The 24,466-nt window shown below is 75.4% G+C and carries 21 protein-coding genes; 9 read left to right on the top strand and 12 right to left on the bottom strand.

Annotated features, from left to right (window positions below):
* The first annotated feature begins 2 nt into the window (after positions 1-2).
* On the top strand, positions 3-386 hold the full coding sequence (locus AMIR_RS17795) for a nuclear transport factor 2 family protein (protein ID WP_015802348.1): 384 nt from the start codon (positions 3-5) through the stop codon (positions 384-386).
* 211 nt (positions 387-597) lie between these two features.
* Here the strand turns inward: AMIR_RS17795 and AMIR_RS17790 are convergent, their stop codons facing one another.
* Positions 598-2,052, bottom strand: coding sequence for a glycoside hydrolase family 43 protein (locus AMIR_RS17790; RefSeq protein WP_015802347.1), 1,455 nt, complete (start codon positions 2,050-2,052; stop codon positions 598-600).
* 194 nt (positions 2,053-2,246) lie between these two features.
* Here AMIR_RS17790 and AMIR_RS17785 point away from each other — a divergent pair, with 194 nt between their 5' ends.
* Positions 2,247-3,455 (top strand): GNAT family N-acetyltransferase, encoded by a 1,209-nt coding sequence (locus tag AMIR_RS17785; protein ID WP_015802346.1) that lies wholly within the window; start codon positions 2,247-2,249, stop codon positions 3,453-3,455.
* A 10-nt stretch (positions 3,456-3,465) separates the two neighbouring features.
* Here the strand turns inward: AMIR_RS17785 and AMIR_RS17780 are convergent, their stop codons facing one another.
* Positions 3,466-4,374, bottom strand: a complete 909-nt coding sequence (locus tag AMIR_RS17780; RefSeq protein ID WP_015802345.1) for an alpha/beta hydrolase — start codon at positions 4,372-4,374, stop codon at positions 3,466-3,468.
* A gap of 81 nt (positions 4,375-4,455) precedes the next feature.
* Positions 4,456-5,415 carry an aldo/keto reductase gene (locus AMIR_RS17775; RefSeq protein ID WP_015802344.1) on the bottom strand — a complete coding sequence of 320 codons (960 nt, stop codon included), beginning with the start codon at positions 5,413-5,415 and terminating at the stop codon, positions 4,456-4,458.
* A 97-nt stretch (positions 5,416-5,512) separates the two neighbouring features.
* Between AMIR_RS17775 and AMIR_RS17770 the strand changes: the two genes are divergently transcribed.
* Complete coding sequence (locus AMIR_RS17770; protein WP_015802343.1) at positions 5,513-6,082, top strand: TetR/AcrR family transcriptional regulator; 570 nt, start codon at positions 5,513-5,515, stop codon at positions 6,080-6,082.
* Positions 6,083-6,146: 64 nt separating this feature from the next.
* Here the strand turns inward: AMIR_RS17770 and AMIR_RS17765 are convergent, their stop codons facing one another.
* Both AMIR_RS17765 and AMIR_RS17760 read right to left on the bottom strand, forming a co-directional pair.
* A complete protein-coding gene (locus AMIR_RS17765; protein WP_015802342.1) occupies positions 6,147-9,329 on the bottom strand; it encodes a S8 family serine peptidase in 3,183 nt (1,060 codons plus the stop codon).
* A 228-nt stretch (positions 9,330-9,557) separates the two neighbouring features.
* Positions 9,558-10,481 carry a phosphotransferase gene (locus AMIR_RS17760; RefSeq protein ID WP_015802341.1) on the bottom strand — a complete coding sequence of 308 codons (924 nt, stop codon included), beginning with the start codon at positions 10,479-10,481 and terminating at the stop codon, positions 9,558-9,560.
* Positions 10,482-10,613: 132 nt separating this feature from the next.
* On the opposite strand from AMIR_RS17760, the gene AMIR_RS17755 reads away from it, so the two are divergent.
* Complete coding sequence (locus AMIR_RS17755; RefSeq protein ID WP_015802340.1) at positions 10,614-11,597, top strand: bile acid:sodium symporter; 984 nt, start codon at positions 10,614-10,616, stop codon at positions 11,595-11,597.
* A 51-nt stretch (positions 11,598-11,648) separates the two neighbouring features.
* Here the strand turns inward: AMIR_RS17755 and AMIR_RS17750 are convergent, their stop codons facing one another.
* The 3 genes from AMIR_RS17750 to AMIR_RS17740 form a co-directional block, all read right to left on the bottom strand.
* Positions 11,649-12,671, bottom strand: a complete 1,023-nt coding sequence (locus tag AMIR_RS17750; RefSeq protein WP_015802339.1) for an LLM class flavin-dependent oxidoreductase — start codon at positions 12,669-12,671, stop codon at positions 11,649-11,651.
* Between the two features lie 467 nt (positions 12,672-13,138).
* The gene (locus AMIR_RS17745; protein ID WP_015802338.1) at positions 13,139-14,197 is read right to left on the bottom strand and encodes an LCP family protein; all 1,059 of its coding nucleotides are present in this window, start codon (positions 14,195-14,197) and stop codon (positions 13,139-13,141) included.
* Positions 14,194-14,697 (bottom strand): SigE family RNA polymerase sigma factor, encoded by a 504-nt coding sequence (locus AMIR_RS17740; RefSeq protein ID WP_015802337.1) that lies wholly within the window; start codon positions 14,695-14,697, stop codon positions 14,194-14,196. The genes AMIR_RS17745 and AMIR_RS17740 overlap by 4 nt, the downstream gene beginning before the upstream one ends.
* Positions 14,698-14,825: 128 nt before the next feature.
* On the opposite strand from AMIR_RS17740, the gene AMIR_RS17735 reads away from it, so the two are divergent.
* On the top strand, positions 14,826-15,293 hold the full coding sequence (locus AMIR_RS17735; protein WP_015802336.1) for a hypothetical protein: 468 nt from the start codon (positions 14,826-14,828) through the stop codon (positions 15,291-15,293).
* 49 nt (positions 15,294-15,342) lie between these two features.
* Positions 15,343-15,978: a hypothetical protein gene (locus AMIR_RS17730; RefSeq protein WP_015802335.1), complete on the top strand. Its 636-nt coding sequence runs from the start codon at positions 15,343-15,345 to the stop codon at positions 15,976-15,978.
* Between the two features lie 15 nt (positions 15,979-15,993).
* Here AMIR_RS17730 and AMIR_RS17725 read toward each other — a convergent pair whose 3' ends face one another.
* The 3 genes from AMIR_RS17725 to AMIR_RS35865 all read right to left on the bottom strand — a co-directional run bounded on the left by AMIR_RS17725 (position 15,994) and on the right by AMIR_RS35865 (position 19,824).
* Positions 15,994-16,338: a hypothetical protein gene (locus tag AMIR_RS17725; RefSeq protein WP_015802334.1), complete on the bottom strand. Its 345-nt coding sequence runs from the start codon at positions 16,336-16,338 to the stop codon at positions 15,994-15,996.
* A gap of 91 nt (positions 16,339-16,429) precedes the next feature.
* Positions 16,430-17,968, bottom strand: a complete 1,539-nt coding sequence (locus tag AMIR_RS17720; RefSeq protein WP_187313419.1) for an AMP-binding protein — start codon at positions 17,966-17,968, stop codon at positions 16,430-16,432.
* Entirely contained in the window at positions 17,965-19,824 is a 1,860-nt protein-coding gene (locus tag AMIR_RS35865) for a glycosyltransferase (protein ID WP_015802332.1), read from the bottom strand. The genes AMIR_RS17720 and AMIR_RS35865 overlap by 4 nt, the downstream gene beginning before the upstream one ends.
* Positions 19,825-20,029: 205 nt before the next feature.
* Between AMIR_RS35865 and AMIR_RS35860 the strand changes: the two genes are divergently transcribed.
* Together AMIR_RS35860 and AMIR_RS17710 are read left to right on the top strand one after the other, a co-directional pair.
* Entirely contained in the window at positions 20,030-20,983 is a 954-nt protein-coding gene (locus AMIR_RS35860; RefSeq protein ID WP_084798918.1) for an alpha/beta fold hydrolase, read from the top strand.
* Positions 20,984-21,091: 108 nt separating this feature from the next.
* Positions 21,092-22,282: a S8 family peptidase gene (locus AMIR_RS17710; protein WP_015802330.1), complete on the top strand. Its 1,191-nt coding sequence runs from the start codon at positions 21,092-21,094 to the stop codon at positions 22,280-22,282.
* Between the two features lie 382 nt (positions 22,283-22,664).
* Here AMIR_RS17710 and AMIR_RS35855 read toward each other — a convergent pair whose 3' ends face one another.
* Entirely contained in the window at positions 22,665-23,705 is a 1,041-nt protein-coding gene (locus tag AMIR_RS35855) for a glycoside hydrolase family 25 protein (RefSeq protein ID WP_049796876.1), read from the bottom strand.
* A 268-nt stretch (positions 23,706-23,973) separates the two neighbouring features.
* On the opposite strand from AMIR_RS35855, the gene AMIR_RS17700 reads away from it, so the two are divergent.
* On the top strand, positions 23,974-24,462 hold the full coding sequence (locus AMIR_RS17700; RefSeq protein WP_015802328.1) for a GNAT family N-acetyltransferase: 489 nt from the start codon (positions 23,974-23,976) through the stop codon (positions 24,460-24,462).
* Positions 24,463-24,466 lie beyond the last annotated feature (4 nt).

Here is a 24,466-nt window from a genome sequence, read left to right as displayed (position 1 = left end):
GCATGGTCCTCGGCGAACGGCGGCCCGCGCCGCACAGCGACGTGGTGACGGCGGCGGGCGTCGACCACGTCCGGCTCTCGTACCTGTACGCGGACGAGGGCGACGTGGAGGGACTGGAGTCGTTGCTGCACCTGGACCCGCAGGTCGGAGCGCCGCCGGAGGTCGCGCACGGCGGCAGGCCGGAGGTGCTGCAGGTGCTCGCGCCGGTCGGAGCGGCGCCCGGCAGGCACCTGCTGTCGCGGGTGATCGCGGAAGGCGACTGCGTCGCGGCTGTGGGCAGGCTCACCACGGCGCGGGCGGAGGTCGAATTCGCGGACATCTTCACCATCGGCCCGGACGGGCTGTTGGCGGGGTGCAGGCGTTTCTATTCCGCGACCTCGCCGTGACGGTTCGGCGACGTGTTCGACGACACGTTCGGAGCAGTGCCTGTGGAAGCGGCGCTTCGGCGTGCCGCACGCCGCGCGCAGGTCGCGCGGCTAATTCAGGGGGGTGCTTTTAGCGGGATTGTCGCCGGGGGACCGGTCGGCGCAGCCCCGCGCGTCGAACGGACCCGGTGGGCGGGCGCCGCGAATGTCCCACCCACCGGGAAGAACCACGTCAGGCCGTGGCGGGGTCGACGGGCTCGTAGTCGAACCAGTCGACGTGCACCTGCCCGCTCGTGGCCCGCACGCCGACCACCCGGCCGGTGAAGCCGCCCGCGACCTCGGTGGACAGGTAGCGCCCGTCCAGCACCGCCAGCTCGGCGCGCGCGCCGCCTGCCGCGACCACCCGCAGCGCCACCTCGTCGGGACCGGTGCGCGGGTCGGTGATCACGCGGGTCTCGGCGACCTCGATCTCCAGCACCACCTCGCCCGGCCCGACCTCGGCGCTGCCGACCTCCACGCGCAGCGGCCCGACGTGCGCCCACGCCACCGCCCGTCCGCCGGAGAGCTCCACCGAGTACTGGTGCCGCTCGTCCAGGCGCAGCACCAGCCCGCCCTCGCCGCCGCCCGCGTCGACGGCGGCGCGCGCCACGAACGACGGGTGCTGCTGGCGTCGGCCGACGAACGCGCCCTCCGGGTCGCCCTCGGCGGCGCGCAGCGTGAGCGAGCCCGGCCGGGCGGTGGTGGCGCACCGCTCGGGGGAGCGCTCCCGCACCGAGATCCAGCGCGGGTGCAGCTCCGGCGAGTCGAAGTCCTCCCGCACCGGCTCGGCCGGGCGCGGGGGAGCGGTCACCGGCTCGCCGACCACCGGCCAGCCGTCGACCCAGGTCACCGGGGCCAGGAACGTCTCCCGGCCCAGCACGTGCCAGCCCGGCGACCCGCCGCCCGGCCGCACGCCCAGCAGCACCAGCCACCAGGTGCCGTCCACCGCCTGCACCAGGTCGGCGTGCCCGGTGTTCTGCACCGGGTCGTCGGTGCCCCGGTGGGTCAGGACCGGGTTGTCCGGGCAGGGGGTGAACGGACCGTTCACCGAATCGCCGCGCGCCACCGACACCGCGTGCCCGCGCTCGGTGCCGCCCTCGGCGATCAGCAGGTACCAGTGCTCGCCCACCCGGTGGAGGTGCGGCGCCTCGGGGGCCTTCGCGCCGGGGCTGCCCGACCAGATCCGCGTCTGCCCGCCGAGCGCCTCCCCGGTGGTGGTGTCGATCCGCACCTGGCTCACCCCGGCGCAGGTGCACCAGCAGTTCCCGTCCTCGTCCCACGCCAGGTCCGGGTCGATGCCGTGCACGCCGGGCAGCGGCAGCGGGTCGGACCACGGGCCCGCCGGGTCCTCGGCGTGGAAGAGCAGGTTCCCGCCGCCGGAGACGTTCGTGACGATCAGCCAGAACTTGCCGCCGTGGTGCCGCAGCGTCGGCGCGTACAGCCCGCCGGAGGAGGTCGCGCCCGCCAGCCGCAGCTGCTCGGGGCGGTCGAGGGCGTTGCCGATCTGCTCCCAGGTCAGCAGGTCCCGGCTGTGGAAGACGGGGATTCCGGGGAAGTACTCGAAGCTGGAGCAGACCAGGTAGTAGTCCCCGCCCACCCGGCACACGCTCGGATCGGGGTGGAAACCGGGGATGATCGGGGTGCCCATCTCGCCGCCTTCGGTCGTGGGACGCCGGAACCGTCGCGTTCCGGCGTGGAAACTACCGTGATCACCTCGCGGCGCCGGTCCCCGCTTCGGGCCCGTCCGCCCGCCGCCCCGCCGCAAATCGCTTGCCCCCGCGCCGGGCCCGGAGGTGCACTGTGCCGCAACCGCGCACGTCACCCCGGAGGACGACCCCCGCCATGCAGACCCGCGCCACGACCGAGGCCGACCTCGACGCGTTCGTCGACACCGTGCACACCGCCTTCGGCCGCTTCCGGGACGGCGAGACCGGCGACGGGGGCCAGTGGTGGTCGGCGCTGGAGCCGGACCGGGGCGTGCTCGCCACCGACCAGGACGGGCGGCCGGTCGGGACGGCGGCGTCCTACTCGTTCGAGCTGACCCTGCCCGGCGGCGGCGTCCTCCCGGTCGCGGGGGTGACCTGCGTCGGCGTGCTGCCCACGCACCGCCGCCGGGGCGTGGGGGCGGCGCTGATGCGGCGCCAGCTCGCCGGGGTGCGGGAGCGGGGGGAGGCCGTGGCGGTGCTGCTGGCGTCCGAGGCCACGATCTACGGCCGGTTCGGCTACGGCCCCGCGACGGTCTCCCGGCGGTTCACCGTGCAGCGCGCGCGGGCGACGCTCGCGGTGCCCCGCGCGGGCGTGCGCGTTCCGACGGGGTCCGTGCGGGTCCTGCCGCGCGCCCAGTGCGCGGAGGTGCTGGAGCAGGTCTACGACCGCTACCGCCGCACCCGGCCCGGCGCCCTGTCCCGCCCGCCCCGCTGGTGGGCCAGGGGAGCCGGACGGCCCCCGGTGTCCCGCGCGCCGCGCCACGTCGCCGTCCACCACGACGCGGACGGCGTGGCCGACGGGTACGCCAGCTACCTGCTGGAGAACGACGCGCTGGTCGTGGACGAGCTGGTCGCCGAGAACGCGGCGGCGTCCGCCGGGCTGACCGGGTTCGCGCTGGGGCACGACCTGGTGGACGAGGTCGTGTTCAAGCACTTCCCGCCGGACCACCCGCTGCCCTGGCAGCTGGAGGACCCCCGCGCCGGGCAGGAGGGCGAGGCCACCGACTGGCTGTGGGTGCGGCTGCTGGACGTGCCCGCCGCGCTGGCCGCGCGCGGCTGGTCGGCGGACGGCGAGCTGGTCCTGGACGTGACCGACCCGTTCCTGGCCGAGCGGGAGCGCCACCTGCTGACCGTCCGCGACGGTCGGGCCGGCTGCACGCCCACCACCCGGACCCCCGACCTGTCCCTGGACGTGCGCGACCTGGGCTCGCTCTACCTGGGCGGCGTCGCACCGAGCACCTTGGTCCGGGCAGGTCACGTCCGAGCCCACCACCCGGAGGCGGCGGCGCGGGCCGACGCGCTCTTCCGCGTCGCCAGGGCCCCGCACTGCGTCCACTGGTTCTGACCCGCTTCGCCTACCGCTCGCCCAACCAGCTCCGCGCGCGGGCGAGGAAGTCGCTGGTCACCGGCGAGTCCGGGACGATCCCGTCGAACCCGTGCGGCGCGCCCGGCGCCACGTCCAGCGTCACGTCCACCCCGGCCGCGCGCAGCCGCCGCGCGTACTCGACGTCCTCGTCGTGGAACAGGTCCACGTCCCCGACCCCGATCCACGCGGGAGGCAACCCGGTCAGGTCACCGCGCCGAGCCGGTACCGCGTACTCCGGCACCACATCCGCCCCAGGCCGGACGCCCAGCACCGCACCCCACCCGAACCGGTTGGCCCGGTTGTCCCACACGAAGTGCCCCACCGCGTCCAGCTCACCACGAGCGGCGGTCCGGTCGTCCAGCATCGGGTAGACCAACCACTGCCCCGCAGGCTGAACCCCGCCCTCGTCGTGCACCCGCTGCACGAGCCCGGCCGCCAACCCGCCACCGGCGCTCTGCCCGCCCACGGTGATCCGCTCCGGCGAGACACCCCACCCGCGGGCGTTGACGAGCACCCGCTCCCACACCGCGCGGCAGTCGTCCGACGCGGCCGGGAACGGGTGCTCGGGCGCGAACCGGTAACGCGCCGAGGCGATCACCACCCCGAGCGCGCGGGCGGTCTCGGCGCACAACCGATCGGTCTGCTTGGGCCCACCCCCGACCATCCCCCCGCCGTGCACCCACACCAACCCGGCCCCGCCGCGCTCCTCGGGCAGGTAGAGCCGATACCGGGCCCCGCCTTCACGCACCTCGGAGATCCGCACCCCTGGGACCCGAGCCCTGGGCATCAACCCCACGACGACCCGGGAGGCCTTGCGCACCAGGGCCTTGCCGAGGTCCACCCGAGGCGCCCGCCGCACCCCGTCCCGCAACGACGACTCGATCCGCTCCAGCTCCACAGGCGCTCCCTCGACGTCGGCAGTGCCCCGATCATCCCAGCGGGGGAGCGCGGGGCCCGACCCGCGCTGGTCAGCCAGCGATCAGACCCACTCCGGCACCTGCCGGGCGTACCGCGCGCCGAAACCCCCGCGCGGCAGGATCGCCTCGATCGCCGCCAGGTCGTCCGCGCTCAGCTCCAGCTCCACCGCCGCGACGTTCTCCGCCACCCGGCCTGCGCTCCGCGTCCCCGGGATCGGCACGACGTGCTCCCCCCGCCCCAGCAACCAGGCCAGCGCCACCTGCGCCACCGTCGCCCCCCTGCCCTCCGCCAGCACCCCCAACCGCCGCACCGCCTCGCGATTGCGCTCGAAGTTCCCCGGCTGCCAGCGCGGGTCGTCGTTGCGCATGTCGCCCGCCTCGTACTGCCCCGCGGGCTTCGCCGTCCCGGTGATGAACCCGCGTCCCAGCGGCGAGTAGGCCACGAACCCGATCCCCAGCTCCTCCAGCACCGGGAACAGCCGCTCGACGTCGCGCTCGAACAGCGAGTACTCGGTCTGGAGCACCGACACCGGCTGCACCGCGTGGGCCGCGCGGAGGGTGCGCTCGCCCGCCTCGCTCAGGCCGAAGTGCTTCACCTTGCCCGCCTCGACCAGCTCCTTCACCGCCCCCGCGACGTCCTCGATCGGCACGTCGGGGTCGACCCGGTGCTGGTACAGCACGTCGATGGTGTCCACGCCGAGGTGACCCAGGCTGTTGTCGACGACCTCCCGGATGTGCTCGGGCCTGCTGTCGGTGCCGTAGTCGCGGGTGAAGCCGAACTTCGTCGCGATCACCACCTCGTCCCGGAACCCGGCCACCGCCCGCCCCACGACCTTCTCGTTCTCGCCCCAGCCGTACAGCTCGGCGGTGTCGAAGAAGGTGACGCCCAGGTCGTGCGCCCGCCGGATGGCCGCCACGCCCTCCCGGACGTCGCCGGAGCCGTAGGCCATCGAGATGCCCATCGCGCCGTAGCCGAGCGCCGACACCCTCAGCCCCTGGCCGCCCAGAGTCCGCTGCCGCATGACGTGCCTCCCCGCATCGGTCAAACCAAACTGTTCGGTTTGACCGTACGCCCGGCCGAGCACCGGGTCAAACCAACCGGTTCGGTAAAGTGCGCGCATGACTCCCCGCCCCGGAGCCGACTCCACCCGCGAGCGCGTCCTGGACGCGGCCACCGCCGAGTTCGCCGCGCACGGCATCGCCGGGGCCCGCGTCGACCGCATCGCCAAGGCCGCGAGGACCAGCAAGGAACGCGTCTACGCCTACTTCAGCAGCAAGGAGGAGCTCTACCGGCGCGTCAGCGCCCACGAGCTCGCCGCGATCGCCAAGGCCACCCGCCTGGACCCCACCGACCTGCCCGGCTACGCGGGCCGCGTGCACGACCACTTCGCCGCGCACCCCGAGCGCCACCGCCTGCTCATGTGGGGCCGCCTGGAGCTGGCCCCCGCGGGCAACCCGGCCGAGGACCCGTTCAAGCGCGCCCTCGCCCACAAGGTCGAGCAGCTGCGCGCCGCCCAGGAGGCGGGCCACCTCGACCCGTCCTGGGACCCGCTCGACGTCCTGACCTTCCTCAACCAGATCGCCATGTCCTGGGCCGGTCAGCAGGAGCTCGAGGACGAGGACTTCGCCGCCGCCCGCCGCGCCGCGATCGTCACCGCCGTGCAGCGCCTCTTCCCGGCCACCGCCTGACCGCCCGCCGGGAGAACCGCGCGGGCCGGGACGAATCCCGACCCGCACGGCCGAAAAACCCCGGTTACGCCGTGATCCGGTACGCCCGCAGCACGGTCTGCTCGAACCCCGCGCCCGCCGACTCCCCGCGCACCCGCAGCGACGCGAACCCGGCCACGTCCGGGTTGACCACCCGCGCCACGCCGTCGACCACGGGCACCGGCGCCCAGGCGCCGCCGTCGTCGAACGACACCTCCACCACCAGCCCGGTCACCTCGACCGCCGCCCCGCCCGCACGTCGCGGCACCACCGGCACGCCCAGCTCGGAACCACCCGCCGCCGCACCGGCCTCGTCCAGCCCTGGCGAGAAGCCGACCACCGTCACGGGAAGCTCGCGCACCCCGTCCACGTGCCCGGAGCGGAACGTCCACAGCAGCTCCACCGCCGTCGTGAACCCGGTGAGCCCCGTCGTCCGCCGCGCGCCGGTCACCAGTTGGTAGTCCGCCTCGCCCTCGGGCACGGTGAACCGCCCGTGCCCGCCCTGCTCGCTCGCGCCCACCTGCACGCCGTCGCGGAACAGCCGCGTCCCGCCCTCCGCCTGCCAGTCCGACCCGTGATTGCCGTCGCCGTCGCCGAACAGCGGGACCCGCGCGGTCAGCACGTCACCGGAGCGCTGGAGCAGCGGACCCTCGGCGGACGGCGCGGGCGCGAACACCGGGAACGCGAACCGGTGCCGGTAGCCCTGCCCGGCCTCGAACCGCCGCACCGCGCTGTTCAGCTCGAACCCCGCGCCACCCGGCTCGGACCCGATCATGCCCAGCGCCCAGTCGGTGTCGTCGTTCACGTGGTCGACCGCGCCGGACGAGCGGCCGGCCTCCACGTACACGCCCCACCCGGTCGCCTGACCGTCCCCGGCGGGCTGCAACGACCGCTGCGCCGTCACCCCGTCGGCGAGCGGGCCGTACGAGGTCCGCACCGTCGCCAGCTCCGCCGTCGTGGGAGCCTCCCGGACCCCGTCCGGCGCCCGGCCCTCGTGCTCCCAGGCCAGCCGGTACCCGGTCCGCGCCCCGTCCTGCGCCGCCGCCCCCTGGAACTGGGAGGCGACGAGCACGCGCGCGTCCGGCGCCTCGGGACCGGCGTGCCCGATCGACACCAGCCCGCCGAACCCGCCCAGGTACGCGTTGCCCGTGCCGACCGTGCGCCCCTCGTAGGTGCGCCGCACGGAGAACTGCCCCAGCAGCTCCTCGGCGTCCGGGTCGGGCGCGCTGATCTCCACCGGCTTCGCGGTGCTCGCGTCGAACACCGCCTCCACCGGCCCGGCCACCCGCAGGCTCGGCCGCAGCACGTACGCGAACCCGCCCTGCGGCCGGTCGAAGCCGCCGATCGCCAGGTACTCGCCCGCCGGGAGCCGCACGGTGGTGCCGCCCTCGGCGGGGAACACGCCCTGGAACTCGCCCGTCACCACGTTCTGCAGCGTGACCAGGCCGTCCGCCGTGGGCTTCCCGTCGCCGTCGAGCGCCTTCAGGGTGACCTCGTGGCTCTCCACCTCGCGCTCGATCGCGACCGGCGTGCGCAGCGCGACCGCGTCACCGGACCGTGCGACGACCAGCCCGCCGTGGGCCCCGTCCACCGCGTCCACCGAGGTGTCCCCGGTGACGGTCGCGGTCGCCGTGCCGCCCGCCGGGACGGTGACCCGCCGCGGTGACACGGTGATCAGCCCCGCGGGCAGCGCCTCGCCGGCCACCGACAGGTCCAGCACCAGCTCCCGGTCACCGGCGTTGCGGTAGGTCAGCTCGCGCGCCACGGGCACGTCGTCGTCGTGCGGCCACCGCTGGAGCCCCAGCGGCAGCGAGGACGGCTCGGTGGTGAGGGTCTGCCCGATCGCGCGCGCCAGGTCGACCCGGCCCGCGCCCTGCGCGAACACCGAGGCCCCCTCGGTCGGGGTCGCCGAGGCCGTCAGCGCGGCCTTGACCTGCTGCCCGGTCCACTCCGGGTGCTGCTGCTTGAGCAGCGCCGCCGCGCCCGCGACGTGCGGGGTGGCCATGGAGGTGCCGGACAGGGTCAGGCGGCCGTCCTGGCCGGGGTGCCCGCTGGTGCTCGCGTGCGCGGCGACGATGCCGACGCCGGGCGCGGTGACGTCCGGCTTGACCGCGCCGTCGCCGACCCTCGGGCCCCGGCTGGAGAACGGCGCGACCGCGTCGTCCCGGTCCACCGCGCCGACGGTGAGCGCGGCGTCCGCGCTGCCCGGAGAGCCCACGCTGCGGTCGGCCCCGTCGTTGCCCGCGGCGACCACGAACAGCGTCCCGGACCGCTCGGACAGCGTCGTGAGCGCCTCTTCGAGGGGGTCGACCTCGGGGGTGTCGCGACCGCCCAGGCTCAGGTTGACCACGTCGGCGCCCTGCTCGACCGCCCACTGCATCCCGGCCAGGATCGACGACTCGGCGCAGCCGCCCGAGACGCAGACCTTGCCGTCGAGGATCCGCGCGTCCGGGGCCACGCCCCGGTACTTCGGATCGCCACCTGCGATGGTGGCGGCGACGTGCGTGCCGTGGCCGTCCAGGTCGGTGTTGTCCGGGTCCTCGGTGAAGTCGGCCTCGGCGAGCTGCTTGCCCACCAGGTCCGGGTGCGTCTCGTCCACGCCGGTGTCCAGCACCGCGACTACCACGCCCGCGCCGGTCAACCCGGTCTGCCAGGCGGTGGGCGCGCCGATCTGGGCGGTGCTGCGGTCGAGGGCGGGTTCGCGCTTGCCGTCCAGCCACACCTTGGTGATGCCGGGCTCGTCCAGCAGGGCGCGGAAGGCGGTGGGGGACTTGTCCGAGGTGGCGGCGAACGAGCCGATCGCGGGCAGCTCGGCGGTGGTGTCCAAAGTGGACGGCGCGGGTCGGGCGCCGTCCGCGCGGGTCAGGATCAGGGGCAGCTCGGCGGTGTCGCCGTAGCCCGCGTCGAGCAGGGTGGTGACCTCGAACAGGCGCGGGTCGAGCCTGCCCTCGGCGAGGCCGCGCTCGGCGTCGGCGGGGATGACGCTCAGGCGCCCGTCCGCGGTGACCGTCCGGAACGCCACCCGCTCCCGGCCGGGTCCGCCGGTGATCGTGCCCGGCCGGTCGCCGTCGTGCACGGTCACCCGGTCGCCGGTGATCAGCGTGACCGTGGCGCCGCCCCTGGGTAAGGGTTCGTCGGTCGCGGGCGACGCGGACGCGACGCCCGTGCCACCGGCGATCAGCGCGGCGACGACTGCCAGCGCCCCGCGCTTCCGTCGTTGAACTGCCAAGACGTGGACACCTCCACTCCGGTGCGCGCCCGGTTGGCGCGCGGGTGGGAGGACGCGGCGGGGCGCGGCGGAGTGACGCCCGCGCCGCGGATCCCCCCTGCCCCTCCGACGCTAGCCACGGCCGCGGGGCGGGCGCAGGGGCCGGGCGGTGGTGCGGTGGGTGGGCCGGGGGTTTGCGGGGGCGTGGGCTGACCGATGGTCGGGGTCGGGGGTCCGAAGCGGCCCGCGTCAGCCGGTCGCGAGCGCGGCGAGGGTGTCCTGGAACGAGGTCCACGCGAGGGCGGTCTCGGGGTCGTCGTCGTGCGGGGCGCGGAACAGGTCGGTGAACTCGGCCAGGTCCACCAGCGGCCAGCGCAGCCGGTGCAGGCGCAGGGCCTCGGGGGAGGGGGTGCGGCCGGTGAGCTCCCGGTAGCGGGACAGGTCGCCGGGCAGCAGGGCGAGGTCGCGCTCGGGGACGGCGAGGCCCGCGGTGTCCCAGTCCACCAGGCGGAAGCCGGTCGTGGCGCGGATCAGGTTGCCGGGGTGCGGCTCGCCGTGGGTGAGCACGACGGGCAGGCGGCGCACCACCGCGGCCAGTTCCGCGAACTCCGCGCGCCTGCGGCGGACGACCTCCTCGTGCTGCCGCAGCAGCAGGCGCGCCCGCTCCGCGTACGGCCCGTCGCCCCAGGGCCCGTCGGCGTCCGGCGGGGGAGGGGCGATCGGGATCGCGGGCGCGTCGACCGGCGTCGCGTGCAACCGGGCGAGCAGCTCCTGCACCAGCGCGCCGTCCGCCTCGGACAGCTCCTGGCCGAAGTGGCCGGGAACCCCGGCGACGTGCGGGAACACGCTGAGCGCGTACCGGTCGTCCAGCTCCGCCACGGGCTCGCCGACCGGGGCGACCACGAACTCCAGCCCCGCCTGCCGCAACCGCACCGCCACGCCCATGGCGGCCCGCAACCCGGCCAGCGCGGAGTCGCGGTCGGGGCCGCAGTGCGGTTTGCGCGTCAGGTCGGCCACGGTCGCGAACCACCGGCGGCCACCGGCGTCGGTGACGTGCCAGTGGTGGTCGCCGAAGCCGACCGGTGCGTGCTCCAGGACGGCCGCGTCGATCCCCGACCGGGCCAGGCAGGCGCGCACGGACTCGTCCGACAGGTGCTCGGGGCGGCTGCGCACCGGGGCACCGTAGCGCCCCGCGGGCCCGCCGCCCGACCTCCGACCCGGCTCGGGGGTCTACCGTTCCCCGGTCCCCGCTGGACGCCCTGCTCACCGCACCGCAGCACGATCCCCGCTAGGAGCGAGATCCCCGTGTCACCGAACCCCGGCCTGGTCGCCGCCCTGGAGCGCCACCAGGTCGCCGTCTACCTCGGCGCGCTCGCGGCGGGCGCCCTCACCGGGCTCGCCGCCCCCGCCGCCGGTCCCGCGCTCGAAGGCGCCATCAACCCGGTGCTCGCGCTCCTGCTCTCCGTGACCTTCCTGCAGGTCCCGGCCGCCGAGCTGGGCCGGTCGCTGCGCGGGGGCCGCTTCCTCGCCGCCGCGCTGGTGGTCAACTTCGTGGTCGTGCCCCCGGTCGTGGCCACGATGCTGGTGCTCCTGCCCGCCGACCAGGCCCTGCGCCTGGGCGTGCTGCTGGTCCTGCTCGCCCCGTGCGTCGACTACGTGATCGTCTTCACCGGCCTGGCGGGCGGCGACCACCGGGGGCTCCTGGCGGCCACCCCGCTGCTCCTGCTCGCCCAGATGCTCCTGCTGCCGCCGCTGCTCCTGCTGCTCCTGGGCGGCGAGCTGGCGGACGTCGTCGAGGCGGGCCCGTTCGTGGAGGCGTTCACCACCCTGATCGCGATCCCGCTCGCGCTGGCCTGGCTCACCCAGGCCTGGGCCCGCCGCCACCGCGCCGGTCGGCTCGCGGCGGACGCGGCGGGCACGACGATGGTCCCCCTGATGGCCGCGACCCTGCTCGCCGTGGTCGCCTCGCAGGTCCCCAAGCTCGGCGGCGACCTCGCCCGCGTGGCAGGGGCCGTCCCGTTCTACGCGGCGTTCCTGCTGGTCATGGCGTTCGCCGGGCGGGCCGTGGCGCGTCTGTTCCGGCTGGACGTCCCGGCCAGCCGCGCGGTCGTGTTCACCGGCGCGACCCGCAACTCCCTGGTCGTCCTGCCCCTCGCGCTGGCCCTGCCGGACGCGCTCGCCCTCGCGCCGCTGGTGGTGGTCACCCAGACCCTGGTGGAGGTGGTCGGCATGGTGCTCTTCGTGCGCCTGGTGCCGCGCCTGGTCCCGGACCGCGCGCCGGGGGCGTGATCGGCTCGACCCCGCCCCCGCGCGCACCCCCGGCTCAGGGCTCCCGGCCGGTCAGCGCCAGCCGAGCGCGGGCGCCACGTGCTTGAGGATGCTCTCCAGCACGTGCGCGTTGTAGTCCACCCCGAGCTGGTTGGGCACGGTCAGCAGCAGGGTGTCCGCCTCGGCGATCGCCTCGTCCTCGGCGAGCTGCTCCACCAGCGCGTCCGGCTCCGCCGCGTACGAGCGCCCGAAGATCGCCCGCGTGTCCGCGTCGATGTACCCGACCTGGTCGCGGCTCTTGCCGTCCGCGCCGAAGTACGCCCGGTCCTCGTCGGAGGTCAGCGCGAAGATGCTGCGCGAGACCGACACGCGCGGCTCCCGCTGCCACCCGGCGTCGGCCCACGCCTTGCGGAACGCCCGGATCTGCTCGGCCTGCTGGACGTGGAACGGCGCGCCGCCCTCGTCGTTCTTCAGGGTCGAGCTCATCAGGTGCATCCCCTGCTCGGCCGCCCACACGGCGGTCGCGTTCGACCCGGCGCCCCACCAGATGCGGTCGCGCAGGCCGGGGGAGTGCGGTTCCAGGCGCAGCAGGCCGGGCGGGTTGGGGAACATCGGGCGCGGGTTGGGCTGGGCGAAGCCCTCGCCCTCCAGCACCTTCAGCAGCACCTCGGTGTGCTTGCGGGCCATGTCGGCCTCGGTCTCGCCCTCGGCGGGCTGGTAGCCGAAGTACCGCCAGCCGTCGATGACCTGCTCGGGCGATCCCCTGGAGATGCCGAGCTGGAGCCTGCCCGCGGCGAGCAGGTCGGCCGAGCCCGCGTCCTCCGCCATGTACATGGGGTTCTCGTAGCGCATGTCGATCACGCCGGTGCCGATCTCGATGCGCTCGGTCTTCGCGCCGACGGCGGCGAGCAGCGGGAACGGCGAGCCGAGCTGCCTGGCGAAGTGGTGCACGCGGAAGTAGGCGCCGTCCGCGCCGAGCTCCTCGGCGGCGACGGCCAGGTCGACGGACTGGAGCAGCACGTCCGAGGCGGTCCTGGTCCGCGAGTGCGGGCTGTCGGACCAGTGCCCGAAGGACAGGAAACCGATTTTCTTCACGCTGGGGGAACGTACTCGCACTTTGGTTGATTCCTCAACTACTTGGGCGTCGTAGCAGGTCGCACCACGAGTGACGGGGAACACGGCCGCCGCCCACCCCGCCCCGGCCAAGGTCCCGCCGACCACCCCGCACCACCGGGACGCCCCCGTCCGGAGAGGAGCCGAGGGCGGACCCGCGCACCACGCCCACCACCCGGCGCGCCCTGATCGCCGCCGTCCAGGTCCTCGGCCTGGCCACCTGGTTCTCCGCCTCGGCCGTCGTGCCGTCCCTGCGCGCCGAGTGGGGCGTCGGCCTGGCCGCCGCCGTCTGGCTCACCGCCGCCACCCAGCTCGGGTTCGTCGTCGCCGCGGTCGCCCCCGCCGCCCTCGCCGGCTGCCTGGTCGGCGGCTGGGCGGCGGACCGCTTCGGCCGCCCCCGCGCGCCCCGGCGGGAGGATCCCCGCCGGGGCGCGCCGCGCACTAACGGGCTACCGCACGCACACCGGCCCGCCCCCGCCGCTCCCGGTCCCCGAGCCCGACGGCGCGCGCAGCGCCTCGGCGACGAACGCGCGAGCCTGCGCCGGATCGGCCACCAGGGCGTACGCCCCCTCGTCCGTCACGCCCTCCGACCCCGGCAGGGTGGCGAAGCGCCAGCTCCCGGCCCCGCTCAGCGCCGCGGCGGCGGGCGCCAGGTCCCAGCCGTCATCGGTGCGCACCGCGTCGCGGGCCCGGTCGAACAGCCCGGTCAGCTTCGCCGGGTCGCCGAGCACCCCGGAGTCGCGCACCGAGGTCCGCAGCCCCTGCAGGAACGCCTGCATCCGGGTCACCCGGTCCAGGTCGCCCTGCTCCAGGCCGTGCCGCTGCCGCAGGAAGCCCAGCGCGTCCCCGCCCCGCAGGACGTGCTCACCGGCCGCCAGGTCGACCCCCGCGTACTCGTCCCGCGCCGGCTGGCTCAAGCACACCTTCACCCCGCCGACCAGGTCGCTCAGCTCGGCGAACCGGTTCATCGACACCGCGGCCCAGTGGTCCGCCCTGACCCCGGTCACCTCCTCGACCGCGTCCAGCGCGGCCCCGGCGCCCCCGGCGACCGCGTCCCGCCCCTCCTGCTCGGCCCGCTGCCTGCCCGCCCCGTAGGCCGCCGCCAGCCTGGTCGACTCGCCGTCCGCGCCGGTGACCCGCAGGTCGCGCGGCAGGGACACCCCGCTGACCTGCCCGTCGGGGAAGATCCGCAGCAGCACCGCCGTGTCCGCGTGGCTCGGCCAGTCCGCCCCGTCCCCGGTGTCCACGCCCAGCAGCAGCACGGTCTGCTCCTGCGCGGTGGCGCTGTTGGCCACCTCCTGCCGCTCGACGGGCGCGTCCCGCAACGCCATCGGCACCACCGCGGCGGCCACCGCCGCAGCCGCCGTGAGCACCCCGGCCGCGATCAGCGCGCCCCGCCTGCGCGGCGCGGCGGCCGTGCGCACCCGCGCCGCCACCGCCCGGTGGTCCACCCGCTCCTCGGCCTGCGCCGCGAGCGCGGCCCTGATCAGCGCTTCCTGGTCGGTCATCGCAGCACCTCCGGCTGTTCGCTCCGCTGGACCCGCAGCTTCGCCAGCGCGCGGGAGATGTTGCTGCGCACCGTGCCCACCGAGCACTTCAGCACCGACGCGATCTCCTCGTCGCTGCTGTCCTCGTAGTAGCGCAGCACGACCGCCGCCCGCTGCTTGCGCGGCAGCGCGGCGATCAGGGCGCGCATGGCGTCGCGCTCCGCGTGCCGCTCGGCGTGGTCGGCCACCACCGGCCCCACCTCGTCGAACCCGCCGTGCCCGGTGAGCACCTCGCGCGCCGCGCGGCGGCGTCGCCACGACAGGTAGTCGTTGGTGACCATGCGCTTGAGGTACAGGTAGGGCACCTCCAGCGCGCCGATCCGCGCCCACTTCTGCCTCGCCCGCAGCAGCACGTCCTGCACGATGTCCTGCGCCAGGTGCTTGTCGCAGGTGAGCGCGGTGGCGTAGCGCAGGAGCTGGTCGAGGCGATCGGTCACGAACTGGTCGTAGTCGACCTGCACCCCGCCTCCTTCTGGTTCGTCGGGTCGCTTGCGGCCTGGAAACACACCGGGGGGCGGTTCCGTTGAACCGCGAGCTTGTGACGTGGGTCACTCGCAGGGGAGGCGGGTGTCCGCCGCTGGGTACCAGGGTGCGTGCGGGGCGCGTCCCGGTCGCGCCCACGAGAGGGGGAGCGGCCTCGGACGAGGCGACGGCCAAGCGGAAGATCCTGCTCGCGTCAGCCTGCCTGATGCTGCTGGCGCTGGTGATGGTCGTCCTGCTGCTGCTCCAGATCCCGCCGCTGGTCGTGGCCCCGCTCGTCATCCCGGTGCTCTTCCTGACCGGCCACATCGTCCGCGTCGCGGACAGGCGCCGCGGCCCCACCGCCGCGCACCAGGAGCTCGGGTCCCGCAGGTTCCTCCCCGTGAACGCCAGGGAGACCGTCGCGCTCGCCTTCGCGGTGGTCGCGCTCAGCCTCCCCCAGATCGGGGTGACGTGGGTGCGGGAGGGGCCCGCGGAGGTGCTGCACCCGGTGCGCGTGGCCCTCTGGCTGGTGGCGGGGTACGCCCTGTGGTTCACCACGATCCGCCGCGCCCGCGGCAGGCGCTCACCGGGGTGAGCCGCCGTCGTCAGCGCCGTTGTCGGGGGTCGCTGCTAGCTTCCCCGGCATGGCAGACGGAGCACACGGGGTCGCGCTCGCCGAGCGGGCCGTGGAGTCGGTGCGGCGCGACCCGAACCGGTCCATGTTCGACTTCTACGACCACCCGTGGGTCGAGGGCGAGCCCGAGCCGATGCCCGCCGAGTGGCTGGCGGACGCGACCTTCCCGTCCGGCAGACCGCTGCCGCCGAGCCTGCGCGCCTGGCTGGTCTTCGACGCCGGCCTGCTGCGCCGGGCAGGCTGGTTCACCCCCGACGGCGACCTGTCCCCGCGCCCGCTCGACCGCATCGCCACCGACTGCTACGGCCCCGGCTGGGGCGAGCTGTACGCGCCGCTGGCCGAGCTGTTCCCCGAGTGCTTCCCGCTGCCCGGCGGGTCGGACTCGCGGCGCGTCTACGCGGTCGGCGAACCCGACTCCACGGGGGAGCACCCGGTGCTCGCGCTGGACGTGGACGACCTGCCGTTCGCCGGCCTGATGTACCCCGGCTTCGACGTCTACCTCGCGGTCAAGGCCGGGATCGTGGACCTGGGCGAGCTGACCTCCTACACCCAGCTCGCCGACCACCCCGTCTACGGCCCGAGGATGCGCGAGCACGCCCGGACGCGGTTCGGCGGGCGGCTGTGCGCCGAGTACCCAGGGTTCTGAGCGGTCACCGGGGCATCAGGGCCCGTCGCGGAACCCGTCGGACTCCTCGGCGCGCTCGATCCGGAACTCGGCGCACCAGAACGAGGCGATGTCGTTCCCCGGATCGGTCACCCTGAAGGCGATGCCCTCCAACCCCGCGTCGCCCACGTCGACGATCTGCAGGTCGAGCGGGAACCCGCTCCCCTGGCGGAGCACGAGCTGCGAGACCCCGTCGAAGCGCAGCGCGACGCGCTCGGGCCCACCTGAGCGGGCCTCCACCCGGAGCGACACCCCTTCGCCGTCCTCGGCGACGACGATCCGGCTCATGCGCCAGGCGGCATCGCGGAGCAGCTCGTCGTACTCCTCGATCGCGGAACCCACGGTCGGCGCCCCCTCGGTCTGCCGCGCTGATCGTAGTGCGCGCCCGCCGACCCGTGCGGCGAGCCCGAGCGCCCCGACGACCACCGAGCGCTCACCCGTCCACCCAGGTCCGCACCACGTGCCTGCGCAGCTTCCCCGACCCGGTGCGCGGCAGCGCGGGCACGAACACCACCGCGCGCGGCGCCTTGTACGTGCTCAGCCCGGCGCGCGCCGTGGCCAGCAGCTCCTCCGCCAGCTCCCCGTCGTCCGGCCCGCCATCGCCCGGCCCGCCGCCCGCGCGCACCACGTACGCCCGCAACCAGCTCCGCCCGCCCTCCCGCACCGCGCACACCGCCGCCTCCGCCACCAGCGGGTGCTCGGCCAGCAGCGACTCGACGTCCACCGGGTGCACCTTGATGCCGCCCACGTTCTCGATGTCGTCCGCCCGCCCGGTCACCACCAGGTAGCCGTCCGCGTCGCACGAGGCCAGGTCGCCGGTCGTGTACCAGCCGGGCTCGCGCCCCGGCCCGCCGTCCGGCCGCGCGCCCGCGCTCACCGTCGGCCCGCGCACCTGCAACCGCCCCACCACGTCCGCCCCGACCACCGCGCCCAGCTCGTCCACCACCCGCACCGCGTACGGCGGCAGCGCCCGCCCGACCGTGCCGATCCGGTGCGCGCCCGCCGCGTTGGACGTGAACGCCTGCCCCACCTCGGTCGTGCCGATCCCGTTGAGCAGCCGCTCGCCCAGCAGCGCCCCCAACCTGCGCTCCAGCGACAGCGGCAGCACCTCGCCCGCCGTCACCGCCAGCCGCAGTCCCGCCAGCAGCCCGCACGCGGGTTCGGTGAGCAGCCGCGAGTAGAACGTGGGCACCGAGAACAGCACGCTCACCCGGTGCTCGTCGACGAGCGCGAGCGCCCGCGCGGCCTGCGGCGGCCCCGCCTCCAGCACCGCGCGGCAGCCCGCGAGGAGCGGGTAGAGCAGCGAGTTGCCCAGGCCGTAGGCGAAGTACATCTTCGACACCGAGTGCACGACGTCGTCGGGCGTCAGCCGCAGCACGGGGCCGCCGAACGCGCGCTGGTACACCAGCGGGTCGGCGTGGGCGTGCGGGCACAGCCGCGACGCGCCGGTGGTGCCGGAGGTGAACAGCGCGTAGGCGGGGTGCTCGTCCGGCAGCGCGGCGGCGGGGACCGGGGGAGCGGGGAAGTCCAGGTCGGCCGGGGTGCGCCCGGCCAGTTCGGGCGCGTCCCGTGGGCGGCGCACCACCAGCGCCGCCTCGGCGGCGGTCAGGCAGGCCGCCAGCTCGCCCCGGTGCAGCCGGGGGTTCACCGGCACCGCGACCGCGCCCAACCGCAGCACCGCCAGGAACAGCACCACGAAGTCGACGTCGTCGTCCAGCACCAGCACCACCCGGTCGCCCACCCGCACGCCCAGCGCCGCGAGCGCGGCCGACCGCACGACGGCCCGCGCGTGCACCTCCCCGTGGGTGACCCGCTCGCCGCCGCACTCGAACGCCACCCGCCCCGACCACCCGCGCCCGGAAGCCCGGACGCGCAGCAGCTCGGCCAGGTTGTTGCCGTGCGCGGCGAGCTCCTCGGCGACGGTGGGCCCCGCCGCCACGAGCACCCCGGCTCGCGCCCCCGCCGCGCTCACGCCGTCACCCACGCGAGCCGGGCCGCCAGCACCGGGCCGAGCGCCACGACGTCCGTCAGCGGCACCGGGCCGCCGCGCAGCAGCGCCACGAAGTCCGCCAAAGCCCCGTCCGGCCCGTCGAACGGGGGTTCGGCGGTCAGCTCGCCGCCCTCACCGGTGATCACCACCCGCAGCGATCGCGGCCCGCGCCCCGCCTCCAGCACACCGGGCACCCCGGCCACGCGGACCCGCGCCCGCGTCGGCCCCAGCCCCGCCACCAGCTCGACCGGCCCGCCCAGCGCCCGCTCGGCGGCGTCCAGCACGTCCAGCGCCGGGTCGCCGCCGGGCGCGCGCACCCGCGCCACGAACGACGTCGGCGCCCCGATCCGCCCCTCGGCGACGGCCTTGCCGAGCGCGGCCAGCTCCGGGTGGTGCGCCCACGGCAGCAGCACCGAGCAGCGCGCCTCGGCCGTCCGCGCCCGCCCCAGCAACCCCGCGAGCTCAGCCGGACCACCCACCAGCGGCGCCTCCAGCAGCGCGTGGCTGCCCCGGCGCAGCGCCAGCTCCGCCAGGTCCAGCCGATCGCCCACGACCCCCTCGGCGGGCACCAGCTCCACGGCGTCCCGGTCCTCGCGCAACGCCCACCGCACCCCGTGCTCGCGCGAGCGCCGGGCCAGCTCGCCCGCGTCCCGGTCGGACACCCCGGTGATCCGCACCCCCGGCGTCGCGGCCAGCGCGGCGAGCGAGGCCCGCGCGCCCAGCACCGACACCCGCACGTCCGCCCGCCCGAGCCCGGCCAGCTCCCGGTCGCTGGTGAAGAACCCGGCGCCGGGCCCACCCGCCGCGCCCACGGGCCTCGTGCCCGGTTCCGCCGCGCCGAGTCCCGCGCCGTCACCCGCCGGGCCACCACCGGGGTCCACCACCGGGCCCGCGCCGCCCACCGCCCCGCCCGCACCCCCGCTCGCACCCGCGGGTCCAGCGCTCCCCGCCCCGGTGCCCTCCACCCAGGAGCCCTCCACCCAGGCCCTGGGCGCGTCCAGGTCCCGGTAGTCCTTGCGCACCGGCACCCACGCCAGCTCCGCGGGCCCGTGCCGGGGCCCCTCGGCGAACTCCCGCGCCCACCGCGCCCGCAGCACCCGCGTGTGCCGCTTCCACACCGCCAGCTTGTCGTGCCCGACGTGGTTGAACGTGGTCCCCTCGAAGTGCCGCGCCACCACCGCCCCCACGAACCGCACGCCCCCACCGGCCGCCCGCAGCCGCAGGCACAGGTCCACGTCCTCGCACAGCGGCACCGGGTCGAACGCCTCGTCGAACCCGCCCACCGCCCGGAACGCCGACCGCCGCACCATCAGCGCCGCCGTCGGCGCCCACGTCTGCTCCCGCCGCTCCCGGTGCCGCGCGGACACCGGCTGCCCGCGCCCCACCAGCCCGATCAGCCCGTTCGGCGTCGACCCGCCGCCCGCGCACTGCACCAGCGACAGCTCGCCGGGGTAGCACAGCAGCGGCGACACCGCCGCCAGCCGGGGCTCGCCCGCCAGCTCCGCCGCCAGCACCTCCACGAGCCCGGCGTCGTCCACCAGCACGTCGTTGTCCAGGAACAGCAGGAACTCCCCGCGCGCCGCCCCGGCCCCCGCGTTGCGCCGCTCGGCGCCACCCCGGTCGTCCGGGAAGGACAGCACCACCACCGGCCTCCCCAGCGCCTCGCCGAGCCCGGCGAGCAGCGCGGCGGTGCCGTCGGTGGAGCCGTTGTCCACCACGACCAGCTCCCACTCGCCGGTGGCGCGCGCCAGCGAGGCGACCAACCGGCGGGTGTGCTCCACCCGGTCCCTGACGAGCACGACGATCGAGACCAGACCCGAAACCGAACTGGGTTCCACAGCTCGCCCTTCCCGATTCCGACCGCTCGGGGTACAAGGGGGAACCCGACGCGGGTGGTGCTCCGGAACTGTCAGCCGTGCGCCATCCGGTGCGCGAAAGGGGAAAAGCGGGGATTCCGCCGGCGGAGCGGACAGCGCTGATCGCGGTCGAGCTTAGGGCCGGCGCCACAGGCGCACCATCCACCAATCGGCAGACCACGGGAGAATGCGGATGACCGCTCTCGGAACACCGCCCGCGCCACGTGAGCTGACCGCCGGGCGAGAGTTCTCCGGGCCCGTTCGGACGGCGTTGTTCTGCCACGCGGCGGGATTCACCGGTCTGGTACTACGGGCGTGCGCGACGCGCGTGCGGACACCGCTGCGGGTGTTCGCGCCGGACCTGCGCGGCCACGGCGGCGCGCCCCCGCTGCCGCCCGGCGCGGACTGGTCGGTGTTCGCCGACGACGTGCTCGCCACCGCCGCCCGGCTCGGCCCCGGCCCGCTGATCGGGGTCGGCCACTCCCTCGGCGGCACCGCCCTGCTGCTGGCCGAGGCCGCCGCGCCCGGCACGTTCGCCCTGCTCGTCTGCCACGAGCCGATCCTGGTCGACCCCACCCGCGACCCCATCCGCGACCCCATCCGCGACCCCATCCGCGAGACCGACGACTCGTTCGCGCGCTCCGCCGAGCGGCGCCGCGCGGTGTTCCCGTCGAAGGCCGCAGCGCTCGCCCGCTACTCGGCCCGCCCGCCCCTGTCGGAGCTGCACCCGGACGCGCTCGCGGACTACGTCGACTCCGGGTTCACCCCCGAACCCGGCGGCGGCGTCCGCCTGTGCTGTGCGCCACAGGACGAGGCGCGGGTGTACCGGGCTGCGGCATCCTGCCGGTGGCGGGAGGCGCTCGCGCGCGTCGCCTGCCCGGTCGTGCTCCTGCGCGGGGAGAACTCGCCGGTGGTGTCCGCCGAATCGCTCGGCGCGGCCACTTCGGAACTGCGCAGCGCCGCCACGCGCACCATTTCCGGAATGGGTCATCACGGTCCGCTCACGCACCCCGCCGCATTCGCCTCAGCGCTCGACGAGGTGTTCGGATCGGCACTTCCCGACGGCCGCCCGGACCCGCCGGGAAACACGTTCCGCAACGCACCTACCAATGGCGTGGGCCAGGTGGTTGACGAGTATTGACCAAGGTCAACCGGCTCTCCAGGCTCAAGGTTGACCCGACGACCGGGTGAAATGTCTGATCCGAAAACCCTGCTCGGATCGGCCCGGCCGCGGTCAGAAGGAGCGAACGTGCGCCCTGCCAGAACCTCCTTGGCCGTCCTCGCCGCCACCGCCACCGCCGTCGTCGTCGCGGCCACCGCCACCACCGGTGCGGCCACGGCAGCCCCCCGGTTGGCCGCCCTGGTCTCACCGAAGACCGGCGGCGCCGTCCAGCCCGTCAAGGACTCCTACGTCGTCCTGCTCAAGGACGGCGCCGCCGAGGCCCGCACCCTGTCGGCGGCCGAGGGCATCACGCCGAAGCACGTGTGGAACGAGGCGGTCAAGGGCTTCTCCGCCACGCTGAGCCCCGACCAGCTCGCCGAGGTGCGCCGCAACCCGGCCGTCGCCCTGGTCGAGCAGGACGTCATGGTCACCGACCTGCTCGACGCCACCCAGGCCAACCCGCCCTCGTACGGCATCGACCGGATCGACCAGGTCAGCCTGCCGCTCTCCAACAGCTACACCTACAACTCCACCGGCGCCGGCGTGCACGCCTACGTCATCGACACCGGCATCACCACCACGCACGCCGACTTCGGCGGCCGGGCCACCTTCGACTACAACGCCATCGACACCAACAACACCGACTGCTACGGCCACGGCACGCACGTGGCGGGCACCGTCGGCTCGGCCACCTACGGCGTCGCCAAGGGGGTGCGGCTGCACGCGGTGAAGATGATGAACTGCTCCGGCGGCGCCACCACCACGGCGGCGGTCAACGCCATCAACTGGGTCACCGCGAACGCCCAGCGCCCGGCGGTGGCCAACACCTCCTGGAACTTCACCGCCTCCGCCGCGCTGGAGACCGCGATCCGCAGCATGATCTCCTCCGGGGTGTTCCTGGCGACGTCGGCGGGCAACACCGCCGCCAACTCGTGCGACCGCCTGCCCCGCAAGGTCGAGACGGCCACGGTCGTCGCGTCCTCGGACAGCGCGGACGCCCGCTCCACCTTCTCCAGCACGGGCGCGTGCGTGGACCTGTACGCGCCGGGCACCTCGATCCGCTCCACGCTGAACACCGGCGGCAACGGCCTGATGAGCGGCACCTCCATGGCGACCCCGCACGTGGCGGGCGTGGCGGCGCTGTACAAGGCGACCTACGGCGACGCGCCGTCGGCGACGGTGCACGACTGGCTGAACAGCAAGGCCACCCCGAACAAGATCACCGGCGGGGCGACCGGCGGCACGGCCAACCGGCTGCTGAACACCGCCGGGCTCTGAGCACGCGCCAGTGCTGAGCGAGTCCGGAGCGCCGACCCGCCGATGACGGCGGGGCGCGCCGGGGGCGACGCCGCCGGGACCTCCTGGACCCGGCGGCGTCGCCGTGCCCGTGCCTGGTCCCGGTGCGCGACTCCCGTGCCCGGTCCCGGTGCGCTGCCGCCGCGAGCCGCCGCCGATCATGGCGGGACGGGGCTGAGGGGGAAGTCGTGGGGGAGTGGCCGGTGCTCGACCGCTCGGGCGCGGTGCCCACCACCACGCGCGGGTCCGCGCTGGTCGCCGGGCGCTGGAGGGCCCGCGCCCCACGGGATCGTGAGACGCGGGCCCGGTCCGCCGACGCGGGTGGGAGACCGCCGCCTGGCCCACCACCCGCCTCACCGCCGCGCTAGGCGGTCGGTTCCTGAGCGGGAGGCTGAACCACGGAGGGCTGTCCCACCGGAGGCTGTCCCACCGGCGGTTGGGGCGCGGGCCTGCTCGGCTCCTGCGCCAGCGCCACCAGCTCGGCCAGCACCGCGGGCGTCAGCTGGCTGCGCAGCACCTGCGCCTGCCGCCGCGCGCTCAGCCCCTCCTTGTTGGTGCGCAACGAGGCCAGCAGGTTGGCCTCCTCCTCGGTGAGCCCCTCCGAGTGCGCGTCGAGCTTGACCTCCACCCGCCGCGCGGTCGCCTCGGCGCCCTGCGCGCTCCACATGCCCTGGATGGTGTTGTTGATCAGCGACCGGTCGGGCTGGCCGTCGCCGTCGGTGTCGTACCGGCGCTGCTCCATCTCGTTGACCACCGCGGAGGCGATCTCCTGCGCACTGGGCATGTTGTCCCCTTCGAGTAGGTCCTGGAGCTCCTGGCGGGTGCCCCGGTAGGCGTTGCCGTCGATTCGCCCGTTCGGGTAGTTGGCGACGGCCAGCGACGAGGTGAACTGGGCGATCTCGGTGCGCAGCCCGCCGAAGCTGGGCCAGTACTCGTCGCCGAGCGCGAACTGCTCCTTGCGGCGCACCACGTTGTCCGGGTACCGCGAGTGCCACAGCGGGGGCAGTCCCGACAGGTCCGGCGAGCCCATGCGGCCCGACCAGTACCACTGCGGCAGGTAGATCAGCGGCGACCCGTACCCGGAGGCGCGGGCCTGGTCGACGAGGCCCCGGATGGCCCCGAGCGAGCCCGCGCCGTCCTCGATGTCGAGCAGCAGCGGCACGTCGGTGCCGACCACCGCCCGCACGTTCCCGAGCTGCCCGCCCACGTCGTCGCCGCGCATGTAGTGGTAGGCGGCGACGAGCATCCCGGCGGACCGGGCGCGGGCGAGCTGGTCGTGGTAGTTCGGTGAACGCCAGGTGGAGCCCTCGGTGGCCTTGATGAAGGCGAAGTCGAAGCCCTCGGAACGCGCGGCGGCGAAGTCGAAACCCGGTTGGTATGCGGATACGTCGACTCCGTAGATCACGGGCGACCTCCTCGTGGGGTCGGTGGCAGGGGACGCGCTTCTTGGTCGGATACGTACCCGGAGGGCCGAACGGATCAACAGCGGAAGGCTCCAACGGCCGCGCCCGATCAGGTGCGAATGGTTTTGAGACGGGTGCGCGGGGAGCTCAGCGGGCAGGGCGGGCAGGTCGCTGGAGGTGGTGTGCCGTCGGAGGGCCCGCAGGCGGGCAGTAGGGTCCCCGGCGTCGCGCGGATTTCCGCGTGAACCGGAATTTTCCTGGGGTGGTGCGGTGGAATCCCTGCGCGAAGCGGTGCCCGACGACGTCCCGGCGCTGCGCGCCTTCGCGGAGGACTGCGTCCGCCCGCACTACGCGTCGCTCATCGGCGTGGAGGCGGCGGCCGGTCAGGTCCGCGCGTGGTGGAACGAGAAGCGGCTCGGCTCGGCGATCGCGGACGGCCTGGTGGTGGTCGCGGTCGACGGCGACCGGGTGGTCGGCGTGGCCCAGCGCGGGCGCAGCGGTGAGGACCACGCGGTGTACAAGCTCTACGCGCTCCCGGAGTTCCGGGGGCGGGGCCTCGGCGTGCGGCTGCTGGCGGCGCTGACCGAGGCGCTGCCGGACGACGCGCGGTGGCTGCACGTGGAGCACTTCGAGGCGAACGGCCGCGCGGGCGCGTTCTACGAGCGCGAGGGGTTCGCGGTGCGCAAGGTGGAGCCGAGCCGCGACGGCGACCCGGCGCTGGCCGTCGTGTGGCGGGCGCGCGAGATCGCGCGGGGCTAGTCGT

The sequence above is a fragment of the Actinosynnema mirum DSM 43827 genome (assembly GCF_000023245.1).
In the GTDB taxonomy this organism is placed as follows: domain Bacteria; phylum Actinomycetota; class Actinomycetes; order Mycobacteriales; family Pseudonocardiaceae; genus Actinosynnema; species Actinosynnema mirum.
The sequence above is the reverse complement of the archived record's forward strand: the minus strand, read 5'-3'. Positions and strand labels throughout refer to the sequence as shown.

Bases quoted from the DNA above. Each gene is read 5' to 3' on its own strand.
- AMIR_RS17775 (WP_015802344.1), bottom strand. From the start codon at position 5,415: ATGCGGCAGCGGACTCTGGGCGGCCAGGGGCTGAGGGTGTCGGCGCTC.
- AMIR_RS17790 (WP_015802347.1), bottom strand. From the start codon at position 2,052: ATGGGCACCCCGATCATCCCCGGTTTCCACCCCGATCCGAGCGTGTGC.
- AMIR_RS17795 (WP_015802348.1), top strand. From the start codon at position 3: ATGGTCCTCGGCGAACGGCGGCCCGCGCCGCACAGCGACGTGGTGACG.
- AMIR_RS35860 (WP_084798918.1), top strand. From the start codon at position 20,030: ATGCGGATGACCGCTCTCGGAACACCGCCCGCGCCACGTGAGCTGACC.
- AMIR_RS17745 (WP_015802338.1), bottom strand. From the start codon at position 14,197: ATGACCGACCAGGAAGCGCTGATCAGGGCCGCGCTCGCGGCGCAGGCC.
- AMIR_RS17730 (WP_015802335.1), top strand. From the start codon at position 15,343: ATGGCAGACGGAGCACACGGGGTCGCGCTCGCCGAGCGGGCCGTGGAG.
- AMIR_RS17785 (WP_015802346.1), top strand. From the start codon at position 2,247: ATGCAGACCCGCGCCACGACCGAGGCCGACCTCGACGCGTTCGTCGAC.
- AMIR_RS17770 (WP_015802343.1), top strand. From the start codon at position 5,513: ATGACTCCCCGCCCCGGAGCCGACTCCACCCGCGAGCGCGTCCTGGAC.